21 protein-coding genes are annotated in these 22,357 nt (G+C 68.4%); 16 read left to right on the top strand and 5 right to left on the bottom strand.

All coding sequences use genetic code 11. The annotated features are described in order from the left end of the window. Positions 1-38 precede the first annotated feature (38 nt). From ACNPNP_RS14055 to ACNPNP_RS13995, 13 genes are all read left to right on the top strand, one after another. Positions 39-1,076, top strand: coding sequence for a hypothetical protein (locus tag ACNPNP_RS14055; protein WP_448966648.1), 1,038 nt, complete (start codon positions 39-41; stop codon positions 1,074-1,076). Next, positions 1,073-2,275 carry an FHA domain-containing protein gene (locus ACNPNP_RS14050; protein ID WP_448966647.1) on the top strand — a complete coding sequence of 401 codons (1,203 nt, stop codon included), beginning with the start codon at positions 1,073-1,075 and terminating at the stop codon, positions 2,273-2,275. The genes ACNPNP_RS14055 and ACNPNP_RS14050 overlap by 4 nt, the downstream gene beginning before the upstream one ends. Beyond that, positions 2,182-5,412, top strand: coding sequence for an FtsK/SpoIIIE domain-containing protein (locus ACNPNP_RS14045; RefSeq protein WP_448966646.1), 3,231 nt, complete (start codon positions 2,182-2,184; stop codon positions 5,410-5,412). The genes ACNPNP_RS14050 and ACNPNP_RS14045 overlap by 94 nt, the downstream gene beginning before the upstream one ends. A gap of 85 nt (positions 5,413-5,497) precedes the next feature. Further along, positions 5,498-6,121 (top strand): FHA domain-containing protein, encoded by a 624-nt coding sequence (locus ACNPNP_RS14040; RefSeq protein WP_448966645.1) that lies wholly within the window; start codon positions 5,498-5,500, stop codon positions 6,119-6,121. A 128-nt stretch (positions 6,122-6,249) separates the two neighbouring features. Then, positions 6,250-6,543, top strand: coding sequence for a WXG100 family type VII secretion target (locus ACNPNP_RS14035; RefSeq protein ID WP_307361391.1), 294 nt, complete (start codon positions 6,250-6,252; stop codon positions 6,541-6,543). A 54-nt stretch (positions 6,544-6,597) separates the two neighbouring features. Next, complete coding sequence (locus ACNPNP_RS14030; protein WP_448966644.1) at positions 6,598-7,056, top strand: WXG100 family type VII secretion target; 459 nt, start codon at positions 6,598-6,600, stop codon at positions 7,054-7,056. Further along, positions 7,053-7,346, top strand: coding sequence for a hypothetical protein (locus tag ACNPNP_RS14025; protein ID WP_448966643.1), 294 nt, complete (start codon positions 7,053-7,055; stop codon positions 7,344-7,346). Before ACNPNP_RS14030 ends, ACNPNP_RS14025 begins: the two co-directional genes overlap by 4 nt. A 3-nt stretch (positions 7,347-7,349) precedes the next feature. Continuing rightward, positions 7,350-11,168, top strand: coding sequence for a WXG100-like domain-containing protein (locus ACNPNP_RS14020; protein WP_448966642.1), 3,819 nt, complete (start codon positions 7,350-7,352; stop codon positions 11,166-11,168). 194 nt (positions 11,169-11,362) lie between these two features. Continuing rightward, complete coding sequence (locus tag ACNPNP_RS14015) at positions 11,363-11,605, top strand: hypothetical protein (protein WP_448966641.1); 243 nt, start codon at positions 11,363-11,365, stop codon at positions 11,603-11,605. A gap of 24 nt (positions 11,606-11,629) precedes the next feature. Next, a complete protein-coding gene (locus ACNPNP_RS14010; RefSeq protein WP_448966640.1) occupies positions 11,630-12,472 on the top strand; it encodes a hypothetical protein in 843 nt (280 codons plus the stop codon). An 83-nt stretch (positions 12,473-12,555) separates the two neighbouring features. Further along, entirely contained in the window at positions 12,556-13,320 is a 765-nt protein-coding gene (locus ACNPNP_RS14005; RefSeq protein ID WP_448966639.1) for a PoNe immunity protein domain-containing protein, read from the top strand. Between the two features lie 33 nt (positions 13,321-13,353). Beyond that, a complete protein-coding gene (locus ACNPNP_RS14000) occupies positions 13,354-14,283 on the top strand; it encodes a hypothetical protein (RefSeq protein WP_448966638.1) in 930 nt (309 codons plus the stop codon). 30 nt (positions 14,284-14,313) lie between these two features. Further along, positions 14,314-14,802 (top strand): DUF6630 family protein, encoded by a 489-nt coding sequence (locus ACNPNP_RS13995; protein ID WP_448966637.1) that lies wholly within the window; start codon positions 14,314-14,316, stop codon positions 14,800-14,802. Between the two features lie 9 nt (positions 14,803-14,811). On the opposite strand, the gene ACNPNP_RS13990 is transcribed toward ACNPNP_RS13995, so the two are convergent. Next, positions 14,812-15,282, bottom strand: coding sequence for a recombinase family protein (locus ACNPNP_RS13990; RefSeq protein WP_448966636.1), 471 nt, complete (start codon positions 15,280-15,282; stop codon positions 14,812-14,814). Positions 15,283-15,350: 68 nt separating this feature from the next. Beyond that, on the bottom strand, positions 15,351-16,340 hold the full coding sequence (locus tag ACNPNP_RS13985; RefSeq protein WP_448966635.1) for a malate dehydrogenase: 990 nt from the start codon (positions 16,338-16,340) through the stop codon (positions 15,351-15,353). Positions 16,341-16,430: 90 nt separating this feature from the next. Here ACNPNP_RS13985 and ypfJ point away from each other — a divergent pair, with 90 nt between their 5' ends. The 3 genes from ypfJ (at position 16,431) to pip (ending at position 18,787) form a co-directional block, all read left to right on the top strand. After that, positions 16,431-17,300: a KPN_02809 family neutral zinc metallopeptidase gene (ypfJ, locus tag ACNPNP_RS13980; protein WP_448966634.1), complete on the top strand. Its 870-nt coding sequence runs from the start codon at positions 16,431-16,433 to the stop codon at positions 17,298-17,300. A gap of 47 nt (positions 17,301-17,347) precedes the next feature. Next, the gene (locus ACNPNP_RS13975) at positions 17,348-17,719 is read left to right on the top strand and encodes a hypothetical protein (protein ID WP_448966633.1); all 372 of its coding nucleotides are present in this window, start codon (positions 17,348-17,350) and stop codon (positions 17,717-17,719) included. Between the two features lie 102 nt (positions 17,720-17,821). Further along, complete coding sequence (pip, locus tag ACNPNP_RS13970) at positions 17,822-18,787, top strand: prolyl aminopeptidase (protein ID WP_448966632.1); 966 nt, start codon at positions 17,822-17,824, stop codon at positions 18,785-18,787. A gap of 1 nt (position 18,788) precedes the next feature. Here pip and ACNPNP_RS13965 read toward each other — a convergent pair whose 3' ends face one another. From ACNPNP_RS13965 to ACNPNP_RS13955, 3 genes are all read right to left on the bottom strand, one after another. After that, a complete protein-coding gene (locus ACNPNP_RS13965) occupies positions 18,789-20,534 on the bottom strand; it encodes an aldehyde dehydrogenase family protein (protein ID WP_448966631.1) in 1,746 nt (581 codons plus the stop codon). Positions 20,535-20,621: 87 nt separating this feature from the next. Next, positions 20,622-22,022, bottom strand: coding sequence for an MFS transporter (locus tag ACNPNP_RS13960; protein ID WP_448966630.1), 1,401 nt, complete (start codon positions 22,020-22,022; stop codon positions 20,622-20,624). A 28-nt stretch (positions 22,023-22,050) separates the two neighbouring features. Then, positions 22,051-22,314, bottom strand: a complete 264-nt coding sequence (locus ACNPNP_RS13955) for a glutaredoxin family protein (RefSeq protein WP_448966629.1) — start codon at positions 22,312-22,314, stop codon at positions 22,051-22,053. Positions 22,315-22,357 lie beyond the last annotated feature (43 nt).

The raw sequence follows: 22,357 nt of genomic DNA, 5'->3' as shown, positions 1-22,357 counted from the left end.
CTATCCTAGTCGTGATCCGACCGGAGACTTGGAGTCGAATGCGTTCGTCGTTGCCCTGGCGTCGCGGCGCAGCCGCGGTCCTCGCGCTGGTGCTGCCCGTCGCGTCCGCGCTGCTCGCCGCGCAGGGCGACGAGGAAGAGGACGAGGGCCCGCCCCCGGACGGCGCCGTCATGATCCCCTACCAGGAAGCCGGTGAGATCCGTCCTGGTGAGGGCTGGCTGATCGACTGCTCATCGCTCGGGGTCGTCGAGGGCGTGACGATCGCGTGCGACACCGAATCGATAACGCTCTCCGCAGCGTACGACCCGGACTGGGGAGAGCATCCGCTGTCCGTGCGAATGGTCTCGAAGCACACCGACCTCCAGGTCGGTTACACGCTGCGCATGGAGCCCCCGCCGGCACCGGAGATCGCGGTCGACCGACTGGACATGCCCATCGAGGTCGGGGCGCAGGCGATGGTGCCGTTGTCCGCACTGGGCATCGAATGCGAGATGTGCTCGGACGACGGCGGCGCGCTCATCGAGGTCGGCAACCTCCCGCACGGCGTCGACGTCGGGGTGAGCGGCACTCATCTCTCCGTCAGGGGCTCCGCGCCCCGAGATGTGGAGGTGCCGTTGCGCGTCACCGACGACGCGGGGCAGACCGGCGAGGTGAAGCTGACGCTCTCGTTCGGCGAGGCCGCGTCGTCGGAGCCGGTGGGTGCGCTGCACGTCGTCAGCAGCGCATCGGAGTGGGACCTCGCCGCGCTGTCGTGGGGCGACGACCTCACGGTCGTCTGCGCCGAACCCCGACCGGCAGCACTCGCCTGCGCGCCGGACGGCACGGCATCGCTCGCCGCCGACAGCCCGTCGCCCGCACAGTTCATGTTCCGCGTCGTCGCAGATGACGGCGCGCAGGCCTGGGGCAGCGTCACGGTCGATGCCGACGCAGGGGACCGCGACGTCGCGGTACCGGCATGGGCGCACGAGGCCCCGCTGCACATGGTCTATCCGCCCTCGGGCGATGACGCACCCGGTGAAGGCGGATCCCTGCTGGGACCGCTGACACTCCTGTTGGAAGGGATACCCGGATCATGAGCCTCCGGTTGACTGTCGCCGATCGTCCTGGCGGCTCGCATACAGAATCGTGGCTGGTCAAGGTCGACGAAGCGACCACGGTGTCCGAGATCGGTGAGGCGCTGAGCGTGCCCGTCGAGATCGTCGCACCCGGTGCGGATCCCGTAGCACCGTTCGCGAAGTCGATGCTGCGAAGCGGTGTCGTGGTCCCGAGCCGCTCATCGACCGTGCATCCTGCCGGAACGACCAGGCTCGACTTCGTCGCCGGCCCGTTCGCCGGCGAATCGGTGGCCGTCGTACCGGGGGAGCAGCTGCTGATCGGGCGGGGCCCCAGTGCCACGATCCGCGTCGCCGATCCGCACTTGGCAGAGGAGCACGCGCACATCACGGTGACCGGCGGGGCATCCGTCGAAGGTGCGCCGCTGCCGCTCGCCGCGCGCATCGAGCTGGTCGACCCGACGGGGAACCTGCTCGTGAACGGCGAACAGGTGTCGTCATCGGCCGAGGTCGTCCCCGCTGATCTTGTCCAGCTGGGAAGCAGCGTGCTGCGCGTCGGCTCCGCCCCGGCATCCGATGCCGACATCACCGTCGACGAGCTCGGAGCCCGCGCGTTCAACCGGCCCTCCCGCATCCGTCCGTCGCAGACACCGCCGTCGGTCACGCTGCCGGGAGACGAGCCGGAAGAGGCCGACGCCTCTCCGCTCCCGTGGCTGTCTGCCATCGTGCCCGTCGTCCTCGGCGTCACTCTCGCGATCGTCTTCCAACGACCCGTCATGCTGCTGATGGCCGCCGCCTCGCCGATCATGGTCGTCGGCTCGTTCATCGCCAACAAGAAGATCGCCAAGCGCAAGGGCGAGCGCACGCAGGTGGAATGGATCGCGGAGATCGAGTCCGCGAGGGAGCGCATCGCTGCGACCGTGCGGCAGCAGCGATTGACGAGCTGGTACCACCACCTCGACCCGGTGTACATCCGCGATGTCGTCACCCGTCCGCTCTCGCGGCTCTGGGAGCGCCGGCGATCGGAATCCGACGCGCTGAAGGTGCGTGTGGGCGTCGGGGGGTCCGGCTCGACGTCCGCTTCGAAGGCGGTCCGCAGAAGGAGAGACGCGAGGATCGGCACGTCGGTGTGTCGCCGTCACCCGTGGCCGTCGATCTCGCCGACGGGCCCGTCGGAGTCGCGGGGCCGGCCGACGTGGCCGAGGGCGTCGTGCGTTCGATGATCACCGCGCTGACGGCGCTGCGCTCGCCGAGGGATCTCCAGATCGCCGTGCTGTGCGATCGTGAGCAGGAGCACGCCTGGTCGTGGGTGCAGTGGCTGCCGCACGCCCAGCCGGGGGTCGGGCCGGTCGCGCTCATCGGCAACACCGACCTCACCCGTCGCGAACGCGTGCGCGAGATGGGCGCGCTCCTCGACGTGCGCATGCGCATCGGGCGCGATCGACGCATCGAGACCGAATCGCACGTCGTGCTGATCGTCGACGGCGCGCGCCGGTACCGGATGCTGCCTGGCATGGTCGCACTGCTGGAGCACGGAGCGGCGTACGGCATCCATGTGATCGCGATCGACAGCGACCGGTCCCGCCTGCCGGAGGAGGCGACGCCGGTCGTCGTCCCCGACCCCGGGGACCCGCTGCTGGGCCGTGTCGAGTCGGGTGACGCGTATCACTCGCCCGTGCTGCTCGATCAGGTCACGGTGAACTACGCCGAGGAGCTCGCGAGGGCGTTGAGCTCGATCGAGCACGTCCGCGGCGTCGGCGATGACGCGACGGTGCCGACCAGCGTGCGCTACACGGAGCTGCTGGGCGTCGACCTCAACGACCCGCAGCCCATCATCGATCAGTGGCGAGTCGCACCCCGGCAGTCGTTCGTCGTGATCGGTGCGGGTTCGGAGGGCGAGTGCGCGGTGGACATCGCCACCGACGGACCGCACGCGCTGGTCGCGGGCACCACCGGTTCGGGCAAGTCGGAGTTCCTGCAGGCGCTGGTCATCTCGCTGGCGCTGGCGAACCGGCCGGACGCGCTCAACTTCGTCCTGATCGACTACAAGGGCGGATCGGCGTTCGCCGACTGCGCGCGGCTTCCGCACACCGTCGGCATGGTCACCAACCTCGACGCACGCGAGACCGAACGCGCGCTCGCCTCCCTCGACGCGGAGCTCAAGCGCCGCGAGCGGGTGCTGCGGGACGAGATCGGCGCGAAGGACGTCGACGCCGCGTGGGACAAGGACGCGGATGCCGCAGCGAAGCTGGGCCTCGCACGGCTGATGATCGTCGTCGACGAGTTCGCCGAGCTCAAGACCGAGCTGCCGGACTTCATCAACGGGCTCGTGCGCATCGCGCGCGTCGGCCGCTCGCTCGGTGTCAACCTCGTGCTCGCGACACAGCGGCCGTCCGGTGTGATCACACCCGAGATGCAGTCGAACATCAACCTGCGCATCGCGCTGCGCGTGACCGATCGCGCGGACTCCACCGATGTCATCGGCACCCCCGATGCCGCGCTCATCTCGGCCGCCACGCCGGGTCGCGGGTACATGCGTGCGGGCCTCGACGCCGCCCCAGTGGTCTTCCAGACGGCACGCGTAGCAGGGCTGAGGATCGGGCACCAGCGCACGACGAGGGTGCTGCCGCCCGCCGCGAAGTTCGATTGGCAGACCGTCGGCCTGCCGCCGCGCTTCCCCGCGGTGGAGAAGGCGGTGCACCGCCCCGCCCAGGACGACACCGACCTGCGCGGCCTGGTGCAACTGGCCACGAAGGCGGCGGCCGAGCTTGGCGTGGAGCGCAGCCCGTCGCCGTGGCTGCTGCCGCTGCCCGAACTTCTTCCGCTCGATCGTTTCGACGAGGACTCGGCGCCCGAAGGCGCAGTCGTCCTCGGACTCGTCGACGTGCCTTCGCGCCAGACGCAGCGTCCGCTGCTGTGGCACGTCCACAACGACTCCCACCTGCTGTTCTTCGGAGGAAGTCGATCAGGCCGCACCACCGCCGTGCGGACGCTGCTCGCCCAGGCCGTGCAGCGCTTCACCCCCGCCGACCTGCATGTGTACGCGGTGGACTACGGGACGGGTGCGCTGCTGCCGTTCGTGGGAGCGCCGCACACCGGTGCGGTGATCACGCCTCAGGATTCGGGTCGTCTTCCCCGTCTGCTCGCGCGGATGAGCGAAGAGCTCTCGCGCAGGCAATCGGTGATCGCGGCCGCCGGTGTGGGCAGCATCGGAGAGCAGCGGGCGCAGGCGGACGCGCGTGACGCCCTCTCGTACGCGCTGTTCGTGATCGACGGATGGGAGCGGCTGTCGGCATCGCTCAGCGCGGACGACATGGTGACGGTCCGCGACCATGTCCTGCGACTGCTCCGCGAGGGGCCCTCGTCCGGCCTGCGGGTGATCATCACCGCCGACCGATCGGTGCCCAGTGACAAGGTCGCCAGCTTCATCGACACGCGGTACGCGCTGCCGATGCGCGACGTCAACGACTACCGTGGCGCGGGCATCATGATCCGCGAGGTGCCGTCGTCGATTCCTCCCGGACGCGTGATGTTCGGCTCCTCGGGCACCGAGGCGCAGCTCGCGGTGCTGTCCACGGACGTGACTGGCGAGGGGCAGACCGCGGCGGTCCGCGCGATCGTCGAGTACGTGTCGGCGCACTACGCGCAGTTCCCGCAGCTGGCCGAGCTGCCGCAGGCGTTCCGCGTCGATCCGCTGCCGCAGCGCATCGGCCTCAGCGAGACCGCGAAGCTGCCGCTCCTGGAAGGTGCGACCGCCGAGTTCCCCGTGGTGGCCGTCGGCGGCGACCGGCTCTCGCGGATCACGGTCGCATGGCCCGACGTCGGTGGTTTCGTCGTCACCGGAGACAGGCGCAGCGGCAAGACGCATGCCCTCGCCGTCATCGCGCATCAGCTCGCGTGGCACGGCACCCGCATCGTCGTGGCCGTCGCCCGCGACGGTTCAGTGCTCTCGGACGTGGCGCGCAGCCACGGGATGCCGGTACTGACCCCGCAGTCGGCAGAGGCCGATGTGGTCGCAGCGCTCGCCGCGGGCGAGCAGCCGCTCACGATCGTCGTCGACGACAGCGAGGGCATCCGCGACTCGACGCTCGATCGCGCACTCGCGTCCGCGCGGGGTCATGCCCGTTTCGTGGTGGGCGTCGGATCGGAGTCGGCGGGTTCCGCGATCACTGTCGCACTGACCGAGGCGAAGAAGGGCAGAGCGGGCCTTCTGCTCTCGCCGACCTCGACCATCATCGGCACGCAGGTGTTCGGTGTGCAGCTCGCCCGTACGCACATCGGACGCGGCGCACCCGGCTCCGGCATGTTCTTCTCCGACGGCACCTACGTGCCTGTGCAGGTCCCGGACCTCACCGCGTGAATCCGGGTGGTTCGGTGAGGGTTAGACTGACGCGGTGTTCCTGCGCCCTTTTCGGGCGCTCAGCGGATGAAGGGGGGAATCTTCGATGAGCACTCAATGCCGTTTCTGCGGTGAAGCGGTCCGGCCGGACAGCATGTTCTGCCCGGCGTGCGGACAGCTCATCGACGCCGTCGCCGGCGTGGCTCCGCCGTTCCCCGGCGCGGATGCCGCACCGCGGCGGCAGGACTCGGCATCCTCCGTCGAGCCCGCACCTGTCCTCGCACCCGTACCCCTGCCGGCGCCGCGGAAGCCCGCTCGCAAGCCGGAGAGGGCAGAGCCGCAGGATCAGGAGTCCCCGCCGCAGAAGAAGCCGGCATCCTCCTCGCAGCCGACCGCGGCCGCTGTGCCGGTTCCGACCGCCGTGGTGCTCCCGGGCGGGAAGAAGCTGTCGCTGGAGGGCGTGCTCGTCCTCGGCAGATCGCCGGAACAGGGTGCCGCACAGTACAAGGGCGTCGCCGTTCGCCTTCCCGACCCTGAACGCGCGATGTCGCGTGTGCACCTCGTGATCTCCCCGGTGTCCGACGGCGTCACCGCGACAGATCCTGGTTCCGCGAACGGCACGTTCCTCGAGCGGGCCGGAAGCCAGTACGTCCTGGTCGCAGGAACGCCGACGAGTCTTCTGCCGGGAGACCGCCTGCTGCTCGGTGATGCGACGCTCGTCGTCTCCTGAGCCCTCCGGTTCGATGGCTCGGCCGCACGCATGGGCATATCTCCCCATCGTTGAGCGCTCCCGCCCTGTGTTAGGAATGGTTACGCAGATCCAACCAGCGGCACAGCCGCATGACCAGGGGGTATGACATGGCCGAGATCAAGGTCACCTCAGAATCACTCGCAGGCGTCGCGAGCCAGCTCGCAAACGGCGCATCCTCGATCGAGTCGCAGCTCGGCAATCTGAAGGCCCTGGTTCAGGGACTGATCGCCGGAGACTGGGGCGGATCGGCATCGGAGACCTTCAACGATCTCTACGAGCAGTGGGACGCCGCCGGCCTCCAGCTGAAGGAATCGCTCAACGGCATCAGCGACCAGCTCAACAAGGCCTCGCTGGCGTACGAGGAGTCGGAGTCGAACATCGGCAACAGCTTCCGTCAGTAGTCCAACCGGCCGGGCCCTCGGGCCTGCCATCGTCACATGTGAGGGGGGTGCCTCATGGCGCATTTCGTGGTGAGCACGCCGTCGCTCGGCTTCTCCGCGGCATCCATGATGAATGCTGCGGGGATGCTCGACGCGCAGATCCAGCAGGCTCAGGGTGTCGTGAACGCCGTCGTCGGGGGAACCTGGACCGGCGCTGCCGCCGCCGCGTTCCGGGAGGAATGGAACTCGTTCATCACGAGCGCGGCGCTGACCCCCACGGCGCTGCTGAGCATCGCGACGCGACTGCACGGCGCCCAGGCCACCTATGAGACGACGGAGAGCCAGATCATCACCGCGACGCGCTCAGCGCGGGTGTCGATCAACCAGCCGGGCAAGGACGGGGAGCTCGGCACCAAGGACGACGAGAAGGTCAGCGTGACCCTCGCCGAGAGCGTCGGCGACTCGCGCGAGGACCTCACCGAACTCGTCGCAGAGATCAAGACCTTCACCAAGGGCGGGAGCGCTGAGGTATGACCGGGCAGCACACCTACGAGACGGGCGACATCCGTGGTCTCGAATCTGCGCTCAAGCAGCTGCAGGGCTACTGCAGCGATCTTCAGGCGCACGCGATGGCCGCGACCGCTGCGGTGGACTCCCAGTGGCAGGGCGTGGCCAATGCGGAGTTCGTGAACTCCGTGCAGGTATGGCAGGTCGGGGCGAGCGTGCTCACCTCGCACGCGGAGTTCCTCGCGACCTGGGCCGGAGCCGCAGCGACCGAGTACGAGACCGCCCAGACCTCCATGACGTCGAACTGGGCCGGGTGAACCATGGTGAACATCGATCCGGAGAAGTTCCGCTCGGCGGCAGACAACTTCGACGCCATCTCCACGCAGGCCGACACCTACGGCTCCTCCGCACGTTCGTCGTTGAACGGTTTCGACGGCATGGCCGGAACCGACCCAGGTGGAGAGCAGTTCGCCGAGGCGTACGACGAGATGGCGAAGGCGGCGCTTCAGGGCTTCGCGGACACGCAGGCGTCCGCACGCGATCTCGATCGCGGGCTCATGGCCGCTGCGGCCACGCATGCCCAGGCCAACGCGAACGCCGGCTACATCGTCTACGACGCCGCCGGTACGTATGTGCTGCGGGACAAGATCGAGAGCACCACGGTCTCATCCCCGCCCTCCGCTTTCGGCGGGCGCCCGGACACCATGGTCGACGGTCTGGATTCGGCCGCGGTCTGGATCTGGGATCAGATCATGAACCTCGTCGGCACGCTCTTCCCCGACGGCGACCCGGAGAAGCTCCGCGAGGCCGGCACGACCTGGGCCAGCATCCTCGGAGATCTCGAGGCGTTGAAGACGTCGATCTCGACTGCGGATGCGCCGCTGAGCGGCATGGAGAGCGGCGAGCTCACCTCGATCTCCTCCAAGGTCGACGACTTCTCGGAGGGGCTCGGGAAGTTCGTCAGCAGCGATGACGGCATCGGTCAGATCGACAACATCTGCCGCGATTACGCGGACACCATCGAGGAGACGCACCGCGAATCGCGTCAGATGATGGTGCAGCTCGTGATCGAGGTCGTGGCGAGCATCGCGGTCGGCGGTCTGCTCTCGGTGGTCACCTTCGGCGCCGCCGCCGTCGTCGCCGGCTCCGGTATCGCCATCCGCATCGCGAACATCGGTGCGAGGATCGCCGGACTCGTCCAGAAGTGCGTCGCCGCCGCGATGCGGCTCTCGAGCAAGCTGCGGGCGATCGTCGCCGCACTGCGCGCCGCAGGCACCCGGTTCCCGAAGCTGACCCGCGTGACGATCGAGGTCGTCTCCGGCACGACGGGCGCGATGGCTGCAGAGACCGTCGACCCCAACCCGAACTTCCTGGCGGCCTTCGCGGGCGGCTTCGTCGGCGGCAGCGTGACCGCAGCAGTGGTCGCGCCCTTCGGCAACGCCGGTCGACGAGTCGTCGTCCAGGCGCTCGGCAACGGCAGCGGCGGTGTGGCAGGCACGGCGACCGACATGGGCGTCCGAGGCGAGGAGATCACACCGGGCGCTCTCGCGCTGAGCGCCGGTCTTGGCGTGGTGATGTCCGCACGCCTCCCCAGTCGCAACTCGCCGACCGCCGGCAACGTGGACGGCGGACGCATCGAGACGCCCGACGCCAATGTTCCTGCGGGGGGCGGCGGCGACCCTGGCTCCACCAGCGTCGACGGCAACGGATCGAGGACAGATTACGAGGGTCCGACCGGTGCCGGCAACGAGATCGGCTCGGGCGGCGGCGGTGACGGCGACGGTGCGCCGACCGATCACGGCGAGGCTCCTGCCGAGACCGACATCAACGTGACGCCGCCGGTCGGCGACGGTTCCACCTCGGGCGACGGAACGCCGTCCGGTGACGGCACATCCGCGGGCGACAGCGCTCCGGAGCCGACGCCTGAGCCGAGCCCGGAGCCGACGCCCGAGCCGACGCCCGAGCCGACGCCTGAGCCGACGCCTGAGCCGACGCCTGAGCCCACTCCGGAGCCGACCCCTGAGCCGACGCCTGAGCCGACGCCTGAGCCGACGCCTGAGCCCACTCCTGAGTCGACGCCGGAGCCGAGCCCGGAGCCCACTCCGGAGCCGACTCCTGAGCCGACGCCCGATGCTGAGGCCGACCCCGATGCGACACCCGGCAGCTCCGAGGGCGCGGGACCCGGTTCTCGTGGTGTCCCGCACGGCGGCGGCGAGGCCGACGGCGGCCGGCCTCCCCGCGAGGACGGCGACGCCGATGGCGAAGCCTCCGAGGATGCCGACCCCGATGCCGATGCAGACGGCGACGGAAAGCCGGACGACGCGGATGCTGACGACACCGGCGACTCGCCGGAGGACGACGCAGCCGTCCCGCCGACGTCACCGACGGACGGCGATCGACTGTCACCGTCCGACTGGAACCCGGCGAACTCTTCGAACTCGAACGTGGCCGGTCTCTTCGACGCCGACGGCAACATGCGCTCGTTCGATGAGTGGAACGCAGCGAACGGCGACCCTGACGCACCGGCGAACCACAACAAGGGCACGTACGGCGAGCTCCAGGCGCAGGCCTTCATGGAGAGCAACGGCTGGACGCGAATCGACAACGGTGCGGACGGGTCCCATCCCGTCACGGCGCAGGGAATCGACGGCATCTACCGCCGGACCGGACCGGACGGCCAGACCGAGGTCGCAGTCATCGAGGCGAAATACAACACCGCACGACTCGGGAACACGCTCGATGGACGTCAGATGAGCCACGACTGGCTGACCGGCGCCAACACCGGGACCAACCGCATCGACTCGGCGATGCAGGACACGTCTCAGTCTGACATCGACGCGGTGAACGACGCGCTCGCCTCCGGCGACGTGCAAAGCGGTCTCGCGCAGGTCGCGCCGGATGGCTCCATCAGGGTGCGCGAGCTGGGCGCCGACGGACGCGTCGCCGGCGGGGACGGCAAGTTCACTGGATCCCCCGCGAACGGTGAAGCGCCCGCTGCGCCGTCTACTCAGACGTCCGGCTCTCATTCGACCTCCGGCGCTGCACCCCAGTCGTCTCACGACGTGCCGCAGACGCCGAGCGGGCCGGACTCGTCCACGAGTGCTGAGACACCCGCGGCGCCTGAGGCTGCTGGTGACCCCGCTCCGCAGAGCGCCGGCGAGCCCGCAGCCGAGGGTGCCGGCGAGCCCGCAGCCGAGGGCGACGGCGGCGACCTGCCGCCCAACGACGGTGACGGTCCAGGCGACGCCGCGGGTGCGGCAGGTGACCCCGGTTCAGGCGGCACAGCGGCACTCAGCGACGGCACGTCGCACACCGTGCAGGCGTCGCCAGAGCAGATCGCAGCGAGCACCACCCCTTGGGATCAAGGCGAGTTCGACGGGCAGCCGCTCGACGACTTCCTTGCGGACCGCGGGTGGACTCGACGCGACCTCGATGACGCACTCGACACGCACGTGCGATACCTCACACCGGATCAGGTCGACATGCTCACCCAGGTGCGCGATTCCATCACGGTGGACGCAGACACCTGGATGCAGAAGGTCGTCGACGACACGACGGCGCTCAACTACCTGTACAACGATCGTTCCGGGTACAACAGCCCTGATCACATCTATGGCTTCACGGCGCGTGCCGGCGATGTCGTGGACATGCGAACACCGCGTGACGTCTTCGAACGGCTCGCCCTGAACTATGAGGGGACGACCTTCTCCGCGGGCGATCGCGATGTCACCGTCGTCAGGTACCAGACCGACGATTTCGGCAGCCATGAGGTTCCGCGCAACTCCAGCCTGTTCGGCGACTCCGGGCACAGATCTCAGAGCACTTGGGACGACGGTTCGTGGCAGATCACACCTGGTCGGGGTGACAACGCCCAACCGATCGCAGATCGTGGACCGGCAGATCCGAATGTTCCGGGAGCGGTGGTCCTGCCGCATGAGAATCCGCTCGTGGGCGCGGGTTGGACGCTCGGCTCGGATGGCGCACCCGAACTGCACACCGGCACGGCATCGGGAATGCGCGAGGGCGCAGAGATGTGGTCGATCCGTCAAGACGGAAGTCAGCAACTGACTGCCGTGTTGAAGCAGACCGGCGTCGACGCGGACGGCAACCCGATTCTCGAGTGGGTGGAGACGGCATGAGTCCCCTGAGTTCGGGAAAGTACGGACTCGTCGATGATGTGCTTTATCGTGTCGTCGGCAACTCGGCGTCGAACATTCGGAATTGGGTCCTGATGGCGGTTGACCCGAGCGTTGAGCCCGCTCGACGCGAGATTCCGGGCGGGACACCAGGGTTCAAGTACGTCTCGCCGTCCGCGAGGTATCAGGGTGAGCGCGTGCACGATCTTGTCTTCCGAGATGACGGGACGGTCCTGTTCCGATTGTGGACGGATTCGGCGTCGACGGCGGGTCTGCGGTGGCCGGACGGAGTCGTGGTGCAGAGACAGACCGGTCAGCATCCCGGCGACAATTTCGTGGCGGGAGTCGCTTCGATCTCGGAGTTCACCGACTTCGATGATGGTCTCCCTGAAGAGTGGCGTCGGTTCCTGCCGGCAGGTGACGCCGGTGAGGCGCGGTAGCGTGGTGACGTCGAAGGAGGCGTTGTGACGATCTGGCAGAAGCTGCTCATGCCGGCGATGACGGACGCGATGCTGAAGGGCGGGCTCGCCGAGTTCGGTGGGCCCGTCGTGCGAGCGGGCGATGTGGTCGGGGTGCGCCCGGCCGAGCTGGTCCGCGCATACGGGCTCGGCGGTGACGGGCTGGTCTTCCCCGAAGCGCCGGAGTACGTCGACGTGCTGATGTTCGAGCAGCGTCCGCTGATGCGGTTCGAGACGCCGTCCGACATCGGCGAACGGCCATGGCCCACGTACGAGACGGGGTTCCTGCGCGGCCCCGTGCGCGCCCCGGTCTGGCTTCTTGCGCGCACTCGCGTGCCGAGCGGATCGACCATTCAGCGCCTGCACGCCGATGGGCGCATCGAACAGCTCGCTGCCTTCGGATCGCCCGCGAAGGGATGGACGGGCGCAACCGGCTTCTATCCGCCGCTGCACATTGTCGGTCCGCGTGCGAAGTGGCGCGGTCACGATCTGCCGGCGGACTTCCTGCCGAACGGCCAGCCGGGCGTGGAGCTCGTGTGGATCGGCGACGAGGGCGTGCCGGACGGCTTCGAGCAGATCCGCCCGATGATCCATCGCCGTCTGGCGCCGTTCGGCGAGTGCGACGAGATCTTCGAGGTCGTCATCACCGCGAGCCATCGGGGAGTGCCGGTGCGAGTCCTGCAACAGGCCGCAGGCGAGGCTCTTCTTCTGCTGGAGAACCCTTCGTGGAGTCAGGTCGAAGAACTGCAGCCGGGGCCCGTCGAGCCCGGGTATTTCGAGCTGACGACCCCCAGTGCCGAACTCGAGAGCGTTCGGTCGGTAGCGAATGTCTGGGCGCCTGAGCCGTGAACCTCGATGCGGCGGCGCGCGTGATCGACAGCGGTCGCACTGGCTGAGCGACGATCCGACCGGGAGACGAGAAGGAGATTACGGTGCTGCGCGACACTCGTGCCGACCAGGCGTACTTCGATGACGTGGTGGAGTATCTGACCACACGATGCGAGAGCAACGATCGACGATTCGATCGACCAGTGGAGAAGTGGGCAGACCCGAAGATGATCGGGCAGGTCGCAGGCGACGTGATGAAACAACGCTGGGACCGATTCAGCGCACTTTATTCGCAGGGAGCGTCTGTTGAGGTGCTCCGTGCCGATTTCGACGTCGTTCTGAGCGACGCGGAGCGAGCGCTGCGACTTGAGTTGGAGTTCCTCTCGGCTGAACATCGAGCTGTGCGGTTCGCGTTCGGCAACAGCAAGGACTTCTATCGCGAGTGGCTGTCGCTGGTGTCGCTGGCGCTGGCATTCCGCGTGGACGATGCGACTTTTGATCGTGTCGTCGCGGCAGTGCGGTTCGGCTGGGGAGATCGGCTGATCGATCGACTCATCGCCACGAGGCGCCCTGAGCACACGGTGGGTGAGACGCTGTCGTTTCCCAAGGTCGTCGGAGTGCTGGACGAAGCCTTCGACGCCGGTGATCCGTCGCAGAAGATCGAGAAGTACCTCAAGAACTGGTACAAGGCCTGGAAGGGCGTCTGGGGATGGGGCGGGCACGAGTTGGTCGGCAAGCGGAGCGTGTACTACGGGTACTGGGCGTTCGAGGCTCTCGGTGTGGCCACGGCTCTCGACATCGATGACACCGGATTGCGCAGTGACGAGTTCTATCCTGGCGATCTGCGGTCCGCTGGCGTATCCGCCTGATTCCCGTCCATACTCACAACGAAGGAGCAACTCATGACCGGTGGCATCGAGATCCCTGCGAGCCTCGACGAGGCTCGCGCTGTGCTCTCCGCCCGGCCAGTCGGTGTCGTGCCGTTCCAGATCCGCGCGCAACTGCTCGCGGTGCAGGGCGTGGAGCAGGCGGTCGATTCCGCCGTGCCCGCGGTGGAGGACTACTACGTCGGTGCGATCCTCGATCTTCCGACGGCTGATGTGCCGGTCACCGCCACGATGCTCGGCGAGTGGGGTGTGACGATGGATGATGTGGTCGCCGCCGCCGCGGCTCGAGGTCAGGACGAGTCGCCGGTGGAGCAGTTCGGTGCGGGGCTCGTCATCCGCTCGATGCCCTTCGCTGCTGCCGCGCTGCGCGATCCGGCTGCAGTATCGGGTCTGCGACCTGATGCCGTGCCGGTGATAGTGGTGCCGGATGCCGGTCACACCCTCGTAGGGTTCGCTGATGATCCCGCATCGCTCGCATCAGTCGCGACCGCGGCCGAGCGCGTGCTGGCGAACACCGACCGCAGCGTGTCGATCACGCCTCTGGTGCGCGGTGCGTCGGGGTGGGAGCGATTCGAATGGCCTGAGAGCGTTGCGGCGGAGGTGGGTCGGATGCGTCGCCGCTGGGATCAGGTGCAGTACGCCGCCGCCCGAGAGGTTCTGGGTCGCACCTACGCCGCCGCAGGCGTGGACGTGTTCGTCGCCACGCTCGAGCTCGCCCAGCAGAGCGAAGAGGGCCCCTACACCACGTATGCGACGGTGACGAAGGACGTGCACACCGTGGTTCCGCGCGCGGATCTGATCGTGCTGAACGGCGGCGACGGGCGGATGCAGCGGGTGCCGTTCGAGCGGCTGATCGAGCTGCCCGGTGTGCTGACGCCTTCCGCCGGCACGGTTCCCGAGCATTTCGAGGTGGCGCGTTTCCCCGAAGAGCTTCTGGCCGGCTGATCCTGCAGGCCCCGAACACCGAGGAGAATCATGAACGAGGAATGGATCCGCCTGTGCGGACTGCTCGATGATGACGCGGAGCTGACCGCCTCGGTGAAACAGGCGGTCGACGATCCGGACGCGTACTATGCGGCGCACGCCGATGATCTTCTCGACCGCGGCATCGAGTCCGCCTCCGACATCGACCCCTGGCTCGTCATCATCGACGGACTCGACGAAGCCGGAGCGCTCGCCTACCTCGACTGGAAGGACGGAGGTGCACAGCTCGCCGACGCTCTCGCCGGCCTGCCGCGCATCTTCGCGACCGGGATCGACCTCGACGCGGTCGGAGACATCGAGGCAGATCTGCCGACAGCGGTCGCGGTCGCGAACGGAATGCTCGACGAGCACGGCCTCACGCTCGTCTACCTCGAGGAAGACTCCGACGCCTACCCGCTGGTCGCCGTCGAAGCCGACGACGCGGAGCAGATCGTCGCGCTCGCGAGTGCGCTCGGGCACGTCGCCCGCACGCACCCCTGACAGACGCGGTCAGCGCACCGCGTCGGCGAGGTGCCGGGAGTCGGTGCTGAGCACCTTCACGATGATGCCTCGCTGGCGCAGATCGGTGATCGTGCGCGTCTCTTCGTCACGGTCGCGCCCCAGGGCGTGCACGTTGGCCACGACCAGCACATCGCCCTTGTGCAGGGTCGCGATGAAGCGGGCCAGACGATCGCTCCAGCTCTCGAGGATCTCAGGAGCCGGATGCCGGAACCCCTCGATCGGAACGCCGAAGCGGGTCAGGTCATCGCGCTGCTGCACGACCGATGGCATCCCCTCACGGGAGACGACCAGTCCGACCAGCCGCGAGCTCGCAGGGCGTGCGTGCCACCACTCGTGATCATGCTGCAACTCGGTGAAGCACTTCTCGCACTGCGTCGCCGCATGCGGCAGGTGCAACGGACTCGTCATCGGCTCGCCGATGGGATGATTCCCGGTCGTCAGATCAGTCGTATCGCTCATCGGCGCACCTCCAGCATCCATTGTGCCCTGCGCCTCGGACAACCAGGTACCCGCGCCGGAAGATCGGGTCAGAGCACTCCGAGCGACCTGACCGCGTCCCGCTCCTCGACGAGCTCGGCGACTGAGGCGTCCACGCGCGCGCGAGCCCATTCGTCGAGCTCCAGGCCTTCGACGATCTGCCACTCGCCGTCGACCGATCGCACGGGGAACGACGACATGAGGCCCTCGGGAACCCCGTACTCGCCGTGCGAGACGACGCCGGCGCTGGTCCAGTCATCCGTGCCGCGCACCCAGTCGCGGGCGTGCTCGATCGCGGCGTTCGCGGCGGATGCCACGGATGACGATCCACGCACCTCGATGATCTCTGCGCCGCGCTTCGCGACACGGGGGATGAAGGTCTGCTCGAGCCAGGCGCGCACGTCTCCGACACGTTCGGCCAGCGCATCGACCACGGGCCGTCCGTCGACGGTGGCGTGCGAGACATCGGGGAACTGGGTCGCCGAGTGATTGCCCCAGATCGGTACGCGACGGATGCTCGACACCGGGGCGTCGAGGGCGGCGGCGACCTGCGCGCGGGCGCGGTTCTCGTCGAGTCTGGTCAGCGCGGTGAAGCGCTCGGCCGGAAGCCCTTCCGCGGATGCCGCGGCGATCAGCGCATTCGTGTTCGCCGGGTTGCCGACCACGGTGACGCGCACATCCGCCGCTGCGTGCTCGGCGATCGCCTTGCCCTGCGGTCCGAAGATGCCGGCGTTGGCCGCCAGCAGATCCCCGCGCTCCATGCCAGGACCGCGGGGCCGCGCGCCGCCCAGCAGCGCGAGGCTCGCTCCGTGGAAGCCGGTCGCCGCATCATCGGTCACCTCGACGTGCTCGAGCAGGTCGAAGGCACCGTCGTGCAGCTCCAGAGCCGCTCCCTCGGCGGATCTGAGCCCCTGAGGGATCTCCAGCAGCCGCAGCCGTATCTTCTCGTCGGGGCCCAGCAGGTCTCCGGCCGCGATGCGGAACAGCAGTGCGTACCCGATCTGTCCGCCCGCACCCGTGATGGTGATCGTCGTAACCATGATCTGAGCCTACGCCGACACCGCTCAGCGCCGACACGAGTCCGGCCTCATTGCCCGCACTCAGCGCAGCCTGCGCGGTACTCTCATCCCATGACGTTCAACCCTGATTCCGACATCTCGGGCCATCGGACGCGTCGCCCTGGTCGCACCGCGGCGATCGCCGGTGGCGGCGTGGGAATCCTCGGCATCCTCGCGCTGCTCGCTGGACCGCTGTTCGGGATCGACCTGTCGGGCCTGGTCGGGGGCGGCTCGCAAGGCGGCGCACCACAGGAATCCGGTGGCACGGTGCTCGCGTGCGAGACGGGTGAGGATGCGAACACCCAGGATGACTGCCGCATGGCCGGCGCCCAGGTGCTGCTGGACGATTACTGGGCGCAGCACGTCGAGGGCTACACGCCTCCTCAGCTGTACGTCTTCGAGGGGCAGACGTCCACGCAGTGCGGCACGGCATCCAACTCGGTCGGACCGTTCTACTGCCCGCCCGAGCAGGGCGTGTACATCGACCCCGACTTCTTCCAGATCATGCGTCAGCAGTTCGATGCCTCAGCCGGTGAGCTGGCGCAGCTGTACATCGTCGGCCACGAGTGGGGTCACCACATCCAGAACATCACCGGCATCATGACGCAGTACCCGAACAACGGCTCCGGGCCCTACAGCAACAGCGTGCGCACCGAACTGCAGGCCGACTGCTACGCCGGCGCGTGGCTCGCAGACGCCGCGACGCTCGAAGACGAGAACGGTGTCGAGTATCTGCAGACACCGACCGAAGCGCAGCTGGAGGACGCGTTGAACGCGGCGTTCACCGTCGGCGACGATCACATCCAGGAGCAGTCGGGCTTCAGCAATCCGGAGTCCTGGACGCACGGGTCGAGCGACCAACGGCAGGGCTGGTTCGCGAGCGGGTACCAGAACGGCCTCGGCAGTTGCGACACGTTCGCCGTCGACGGCAGTGAGCTGTAGCCCTGTCGACGTCTGAGCCGGGCCGCGTCGAAGGGGCTGACGACCGCATGCCGGTCACTCTTCGAGTGGCTTTCACGATCTTCAGCGTCGTCACGATATCCACCTCGATCCCGTTGCTCTGGGTGGCACTCTTCCTCGGCGCGTGGGGATGGGGCGGGGGAAAGCTCTTCGGTTTGATTCCCATCGCCCTGTTCGCGGCATACGCTGCGGTCACGATCCTCTTGATGATCCGCAGGGGCTGGGCGCGTTACGCGGCGGTCGTGTTCCCGCTCTCGTTCGCAGCCGCCGCCGTCGTGATGCACGAATGGCGAGAGGCTGTCCCTGTGCTCGTCGTGGCGATGGTGCTCACCCTCTCGGCACTCGGTCTCACCTTCGCGCCGCGGTCGCGTGATTACTTCACGCGTGCGTCGCGCACCTGACCCTGAATCGAACGCCGCCTGCACGGGTCTTCCGGCACTGCGCGGTACGGTGGAATGACCGCCAGAAGGCGGACGACTCACTGACCGGGGGGCCAGAAGCCGATGAAGTTGGACGCACTGTATCCGCCGATCGAACCGTACGACAGCGGGATGCTGATCGTGGGCGACGGCCAGCGCATCGCGTGGGAGGTGAGCGGCAATCCAGAGGGTAAGCCGGTCGTCTTCCTGCACGGCGGACCCGGCAGCGGCGTCTCGCCCTGGCAGCGGCAGTTCTTCGATCCGGAGAAGTACCGGATCGTGCTGTTCGATCAGCGCGGCTGCGGCAAGAGCACTCCGCACGTCAGCGCGCCGGACGCCGATCTCCGGTTCAACACCACGCCGCACCTGGTCGCCGACATCGAGCTGCTGCGCAAGAACCTGGGCATCACGAGATGGCAGGTGTTCGGAGGCTCCTGGGGGAGTGCACTCGCGCTCGCCTATGCGCAGGCACACCCGGATGCGGTGAGCGAGCTGATCCTGCGCGGAATCTTCACGCTGAGGCGCGTCGAGCTGGAATGGTTCTGCGACGGTGGGGCCGCAGTGCTCTTCCCCGAACTGTGGGAGGAGTTCATCGCTCCTATCCCGGTGCTCGAGAGAAGCCGGATGACAGAGGCGTATCACCGTCGGCTGAGCGATCCGGATCCCGCGGTGCACGTGCCGGCGGCCGTTGCCTGGGCGAAGTGGGAGGCATCGATCGTCACCCTCCGCCCGGACGCTGACGTGATCGCCTCGATGACCGAGCCTGCTGCAGCCGTCGCGCTCGCACGGATCGAGAACCACTTCTTCCTGCACCGCGGGTGGCTGAGCGAGGGGCAGCTGATCGCGGGGGTCGACCGGATCCGGCACATCCCCGCCGTCATCGTGCAGGGTCGTTATGACGTCGGCACGCCGATGATGACGGCATGGGACCTTCACAAGGCCTGGCCGGAGGCGGAGTTCGTCGTCATCGACGATGCCGGCCATGCGGCATCCGAACCCGGCATCCAGCAGGCGCTGCGCGACGCGACAGACCTCTTCGCCGACGACTGACTCAGGCGCGGAGCGCTCGAAGCAGGGTCTTCACCAGCCCGAGAGCGCCGCCGTCTGCACGGAAGCGCGTGAGCCCCTCCGATACCTGAGCGCCTGTGCGTGCCGTGACGAACCACGGCGGCTTCGGGAGGATCGTGAACCGCCCTCCGCCGTTCACGACGGGCAACGACCGCGGGAACGGCCGGAACGGGCCGCGCAGGACCGATCGTTCGACACGGTCGAGCAGCAGTGCGTTGTGCACCACGCCGATCCCGCTGCCGACGTCGGCCAGGGTGTTGCCGGGGAACGCGCCCCACGTCAGCGTGGGAGTGATGAATCCGACCGCGGTCCAGACGTTGATCGCGATCGAGCCGTAGCGCAGCTCGGTGATCGCGCGCTCGAATCCGGTGCCGAGCGCTTTCTGCGTGGTCGGGTCGATCAGCAGGTTCGCGCCGAGCGTGCCCTGCAGCTCGTCGTTCGCATGCGCCACGGCGGCATCCAGGAACTCCTGCCCCGTACCCGCGACCTCGACCACGCCCAGCACCGGGCCGAAGTACTCGGTGCTCTGCAACGCCGACGCGTCCTCGCCACGCCCGACCTCTATGAGGAGCCGGTCGCCGAGCACCAGCGCGTCCGGGTAGTCCTCCGACGCCTGCTGCATGCGCGCATCCGATCCCGGGTACCAGGTCGGGCGCTCCGGAGCCTTGGCGTAGGCGCGGCGCAGCGCGGCACGGAAGGCGTCCGCCTGCTCCCAGTCCGACGACATGATCACGACCTGCCCGGCGATGCAGTTGTGCCCGCAGTTCTGCAACCGCATCGTCGCGATGTGCTCGGCCTGGAAGGCGATGTCGGCGTCGGTCCACTCGCCCGGCACGACGATGATCGGCGAGACGCCGCCGAGCTCTGCGGTGATCGGCTTCTTCAGCTGCGGACGGTTCTCGCGGCGCCGGCGCTTTCCCGCCGACCCCGTGCCCCATGTGATCGCGTCGAACGTCGCTGCAGACCCGGTGATGTGCACGTGGGCGAGCTTCGGATGGGCGGTGAGGTAGGCGCCGACGTCGCCGCCGCCGCGGACGATGCGCAGGAATCCCGGCTCGATCAGCGGTGCGAACGCGTGCTCGAACACGGAGATCAGTGAATCCTGCGTCGGATTCACCTTCAACAGCGCCGTGCGGTTGTGCGCGAGCAGCTCGTAGAGCACATCGAGCACGGGGATCGACGTCACATTGCCTGCGCCGAGAACGAGCCCCACGCCGCCGGACTCTCCCGGCGTGCGCTGTGCGAGACCGGCGCCGGCGCGTGCGGCGCGCGGCGTGACTCCTGGCTCGAGCCAGCCCTCCCCGGCGAAGCCCGACAGCAGCACCTTGTCGACTCCCGTCAGGGGGAAGGCCTGCACGCGGGTTCGTCCACCGGGTGCCCTGTCGATGCGGATGCCTTCGAGCGGGTTGCGCCCCTCGGACAGTCTCGTGAGCGTCTCGATGTACGCATCGAGGGCGCCGAGGGCGCTGTACGGTCCCGAGAGCCACTCCTCACCGCGCAACGGATGGCCGCCGTTCAGACCCTTGGACACGGCAGCGGTGTGCGCCCACTCCTCCGATGCGGACGCGACGGCGGTGCGCACGGCGCGCAGGAGCGTGGCCCGTTGCCCGACGGCGAGGGCCGACCAGCTGCGCGCGCCCGCATCGAGATCGGCGATCGCCGCGTCCAGAAGATCGCGGTCGGCCTCGTCGAGTCCTTGTGCGGGGGTCACGGTGGTCGTTGACGTCATCGGCATCTCCTTCGTGCGGGTACGCGCCCAGCCTAGGATCGATCCGCCGACCGCGGAGCCGCTGTTGTGCCATTCCTCACACGAACGTCACCCGAGCTCCTCGATATCGTGTCGGCGCAGGCTGTAGCGGGCGAGCGGGATCAGGCTGAGTGCCATGAGAGCGGCGGGCAGGATGCTGAAGCTGAGCACGATGCCCGCGACGGCGGCATCCGGTTGGGCGGTGCTCGCCCCGGCGACGCTGGAGACGTATCCGGTCGAGGCGAGCATGAGCGCGACGGCGGTCGCCCCGAGCGCGAACCCGATCGTCTCGCCGGCGGTCCAGATGCCGGTGAAGGTTCCGGCCTGACCAGGGCCCGTCGCGCGCTCATCGTGCGAGATGACGTCGGGCAGCATCGCCATCGGCAGGGACTGCAGACCGGCGTAGGCGATGCCGGCGACGGCCACAGAGGCGTATATCCACGCGCCCGGTGCCCACACCGCGAGGGTGATCGTCGCCGATGCGGCCAGGAACAGGATGCTGGCGGCGAGGAAGGAGCGCTCCTTGCCGATGCGGTTCGCGATCACGGTCCAGGCCGGCGTCGCGATGAGCGCAGGGCCGACCAGGGCGACGAACAGCACCTCCACCGCGGCCTCGTCGTTCAGCACCCAGGTCGCGACGTACTGCGCACCGGCCAGCATGGTCCCGGTGGCGAGGGCCTGAAGAAGGAAGGTGCCCAGCAGCGCCCGGAACGGCCGACTGCGGCGCAGCGCACGGAACCCGGACAGGTACTGCGTGCGCAGGCTCGTCGTCGTCGCGCCGTCCTGCGACGCGGCCGAAGGGGCGGCATCGATCGCGGCGGCCTTCGCCGCGGCATCCGCAGTGCGACTCGCGATGAGCATGCCGATCCCGATGGCGACACCGGCGACGATGCCCATCAACAGGTAACCGGTGACCGGATCGCCGGTCGCGCGGCGCAGCATCGGGCCACCCGCCCCGAACAGCAGGATCGCGGCGGTCAGCACGACCACGCGCCAGCCCAGCAGCCGGGTGCGCTCGTCGTAGCTGCGCGTCAGCTCGGCCGGCAGCGCGACGTAAGGGACCTGGAACAGGCTGAATGCTGTCGCAGTGCCGAGGAAGGCGAGAAGGACGCAGATCGCACTCGCGACCGGTCCCCACGAGGGCGGGACGGCGAACGTGAGCGCGAAGAAGATCGGCAGGGTCAGAGCGCCGATCACCATGAACCCTCGACGCGAGCCGGTGCGCGCGAGCTGACGGTCGGATGCCGCGCCGATCAGCGGGTCGATCACCACATCCCACACCTTCGCCACCGTGACGATGACGCCGGCGGCGAGGGCTGCGACGCCGAGATTGTCGGTGAGGAAGTAGGTCAGGACGAGGCCGGGCAGGGTCGAATAGCCGCCGGTGCCGAGGGATCCGATCGCATAGCTCACGATCGTTCGCGCGGAGAGGCGGACGGATGCCCGTTCGGGTCGAGCGTCAGTGCTCATCGCGCCAGTGTAGCGGCGCGGAGTGGCGTCAGATCAGCGCGAGTTCGCGGAGCTTCGCCTCGACGTCCTCGTTGCGGGGCTCGACGTGGTGCGAGGCGTCCGGGTACACGACGACGGGGATGTTCGTACGACCCGAGATCTCCTTGGCGACGTCGGCCGCCGCAGGCTCGGCGACGAGGTCGACGTAGGTGTACTCGACGCCGAGGTCGTCGAGCTGCTTCTTGGTGCGGATGCAGTCGCGGCACCAGTCGGCACCGAAAAGCGTGATCGAGTCAGAGGCGGGAGAAGTCATGAATCCAGGATACGGGCGTGCGGATGGGCGGGCGCTGAAACCG

This window comes from Microbacterium xerophyticum (assembly GCF_053543555.1).
Note: the sequence above shows the minus strand (reverse complement) of the source record. Positions and strands in the feature narration are given on the sequence as shown.

Excerpts from the sequence above, each read along its gene's own strand:
- ACNPNP_RS14055 (WP_448966648.1), top strand. The coding sequence starts at position 39 with ATGCGTTCGTCGTTGCCCTGGCGTCGCGGCGCAGCCGCGGTCCTCGCG.
- ACNPNP_RS13975 (WP_448966633.1), top strand. The coding sequence starts at position 17,348 with ATGCCGGTCACTCTTCGAGTGGCTTTCACGATCTTCAGCGTCGTCACG.
- ACNPNP_RS13955 (WP_448966629.1), bottom strand. The coding sequence starts at position 22,314 with ATGACTTCTCCCGCCTCTGACTCGATCACGCTTTTCGGTGCCGACTGG.
- ACNPNP_RS14040 (WP_448966645.1), top strand. The coding sequence starts at position 5,498 with ATGAGCACTCAATGCCGTTTCTGCGGTGAAGCGGTCCGGCCGGACAGC.
- pip (WP_448966632.1), top strand. The coding sequence starts at position 17,822 with ATGAAGTTGGACGCACTGTATCCGCCGATCGAACCGTACGACAGCGGG.
- ACNPNP_RS14035 (WP_307361391.1), top strand. The coding sequence starts at position 6,250 with ATGGCCGAGATCAAGGTCACCTCAGAATCACTCGCAGGCGTCGCGAGC.
- ACNPNP_RS13965 (WP_448966631.1), bottom strand. The coding sequence starts at position 20,534 with ATGACGTCAACGACCACCGTGACCCCCGCACAAGGACTCGACGAGGCC.
- ypfJ (WP_448966634.1), top strand. The coding sequence starts at position 16,431 with ATGACGTTCAACCCTGATTCCGACATCTCGGGCCATCGGACGCGTCGC.
- ACNPNP_RS14000 (WP_448966638.1), top strand. The coding sequence starts at position 13,354 with ATGACCGGTGGCATCGAGATCCCTGCGAGCCTCGACGAGGCTCGCGCT.
- ACNPNP_RS13990 (WP_448966636.1), bottom strand. The coding sequence starts at position 15,282 with ATGAGCGATACGACTGATCTGACGACCGGGAATCATCCCATCGGCGAG.
- ACNPNP_RS13995 (WP_448966637.1), top strand. The coding sequence starts at position 14,314 with ATGAACGAGGAATGGATCCGCCTGTGCGGACTGCTCGATGATGACGCG.
- ACNPNP_RS14030 (WP_448966644.1), top strand. The coding sequence starts at position 6,598 with ATGGCGCATTTCGTGGTGAGCACGCCGTCGCTCGGCTTCTCCGCGGCA.
- ACNPNP_RS14025 (WP_448966643.1), top strand. The coding sequence starts at position 7,053 with ATGACCGGGCAGCACACCTACGAGACGGGCGACATCCGTGGTCTCGAA.
- ACNPNP_RS13985 (WP_448966635.1), bottom strand. The coding sequence starts at position 16,340 with ATGGTTACGACGATCACCATCACGGGTGCGGGCGGACAGATCGGGTAC.
- ACNPNP_RS14020 (WP_448966642.1), top strand. The coding sequence starts at position 7,350 with ATGGTGAACATCGATCCGGAGAAGTTCCGCTCGGCGGCAGACAACTTC.
- ACNPNP_RS13960 (WP_448966630.1), bottom strand. The coding sequence starts at position 22,022 with ATGAGCACTGACGCTCGACCCGAACGGGCATCCGTCCGCCTCTCCGCG.
- ACNPNP_RS14050 (WP_448966647.1), top strand. The coding sequence starts at position 1,073 with ATGAGCCTCCGGTTGACTGTCGCCGATCGTCCTGGCGGCTCGCATACA.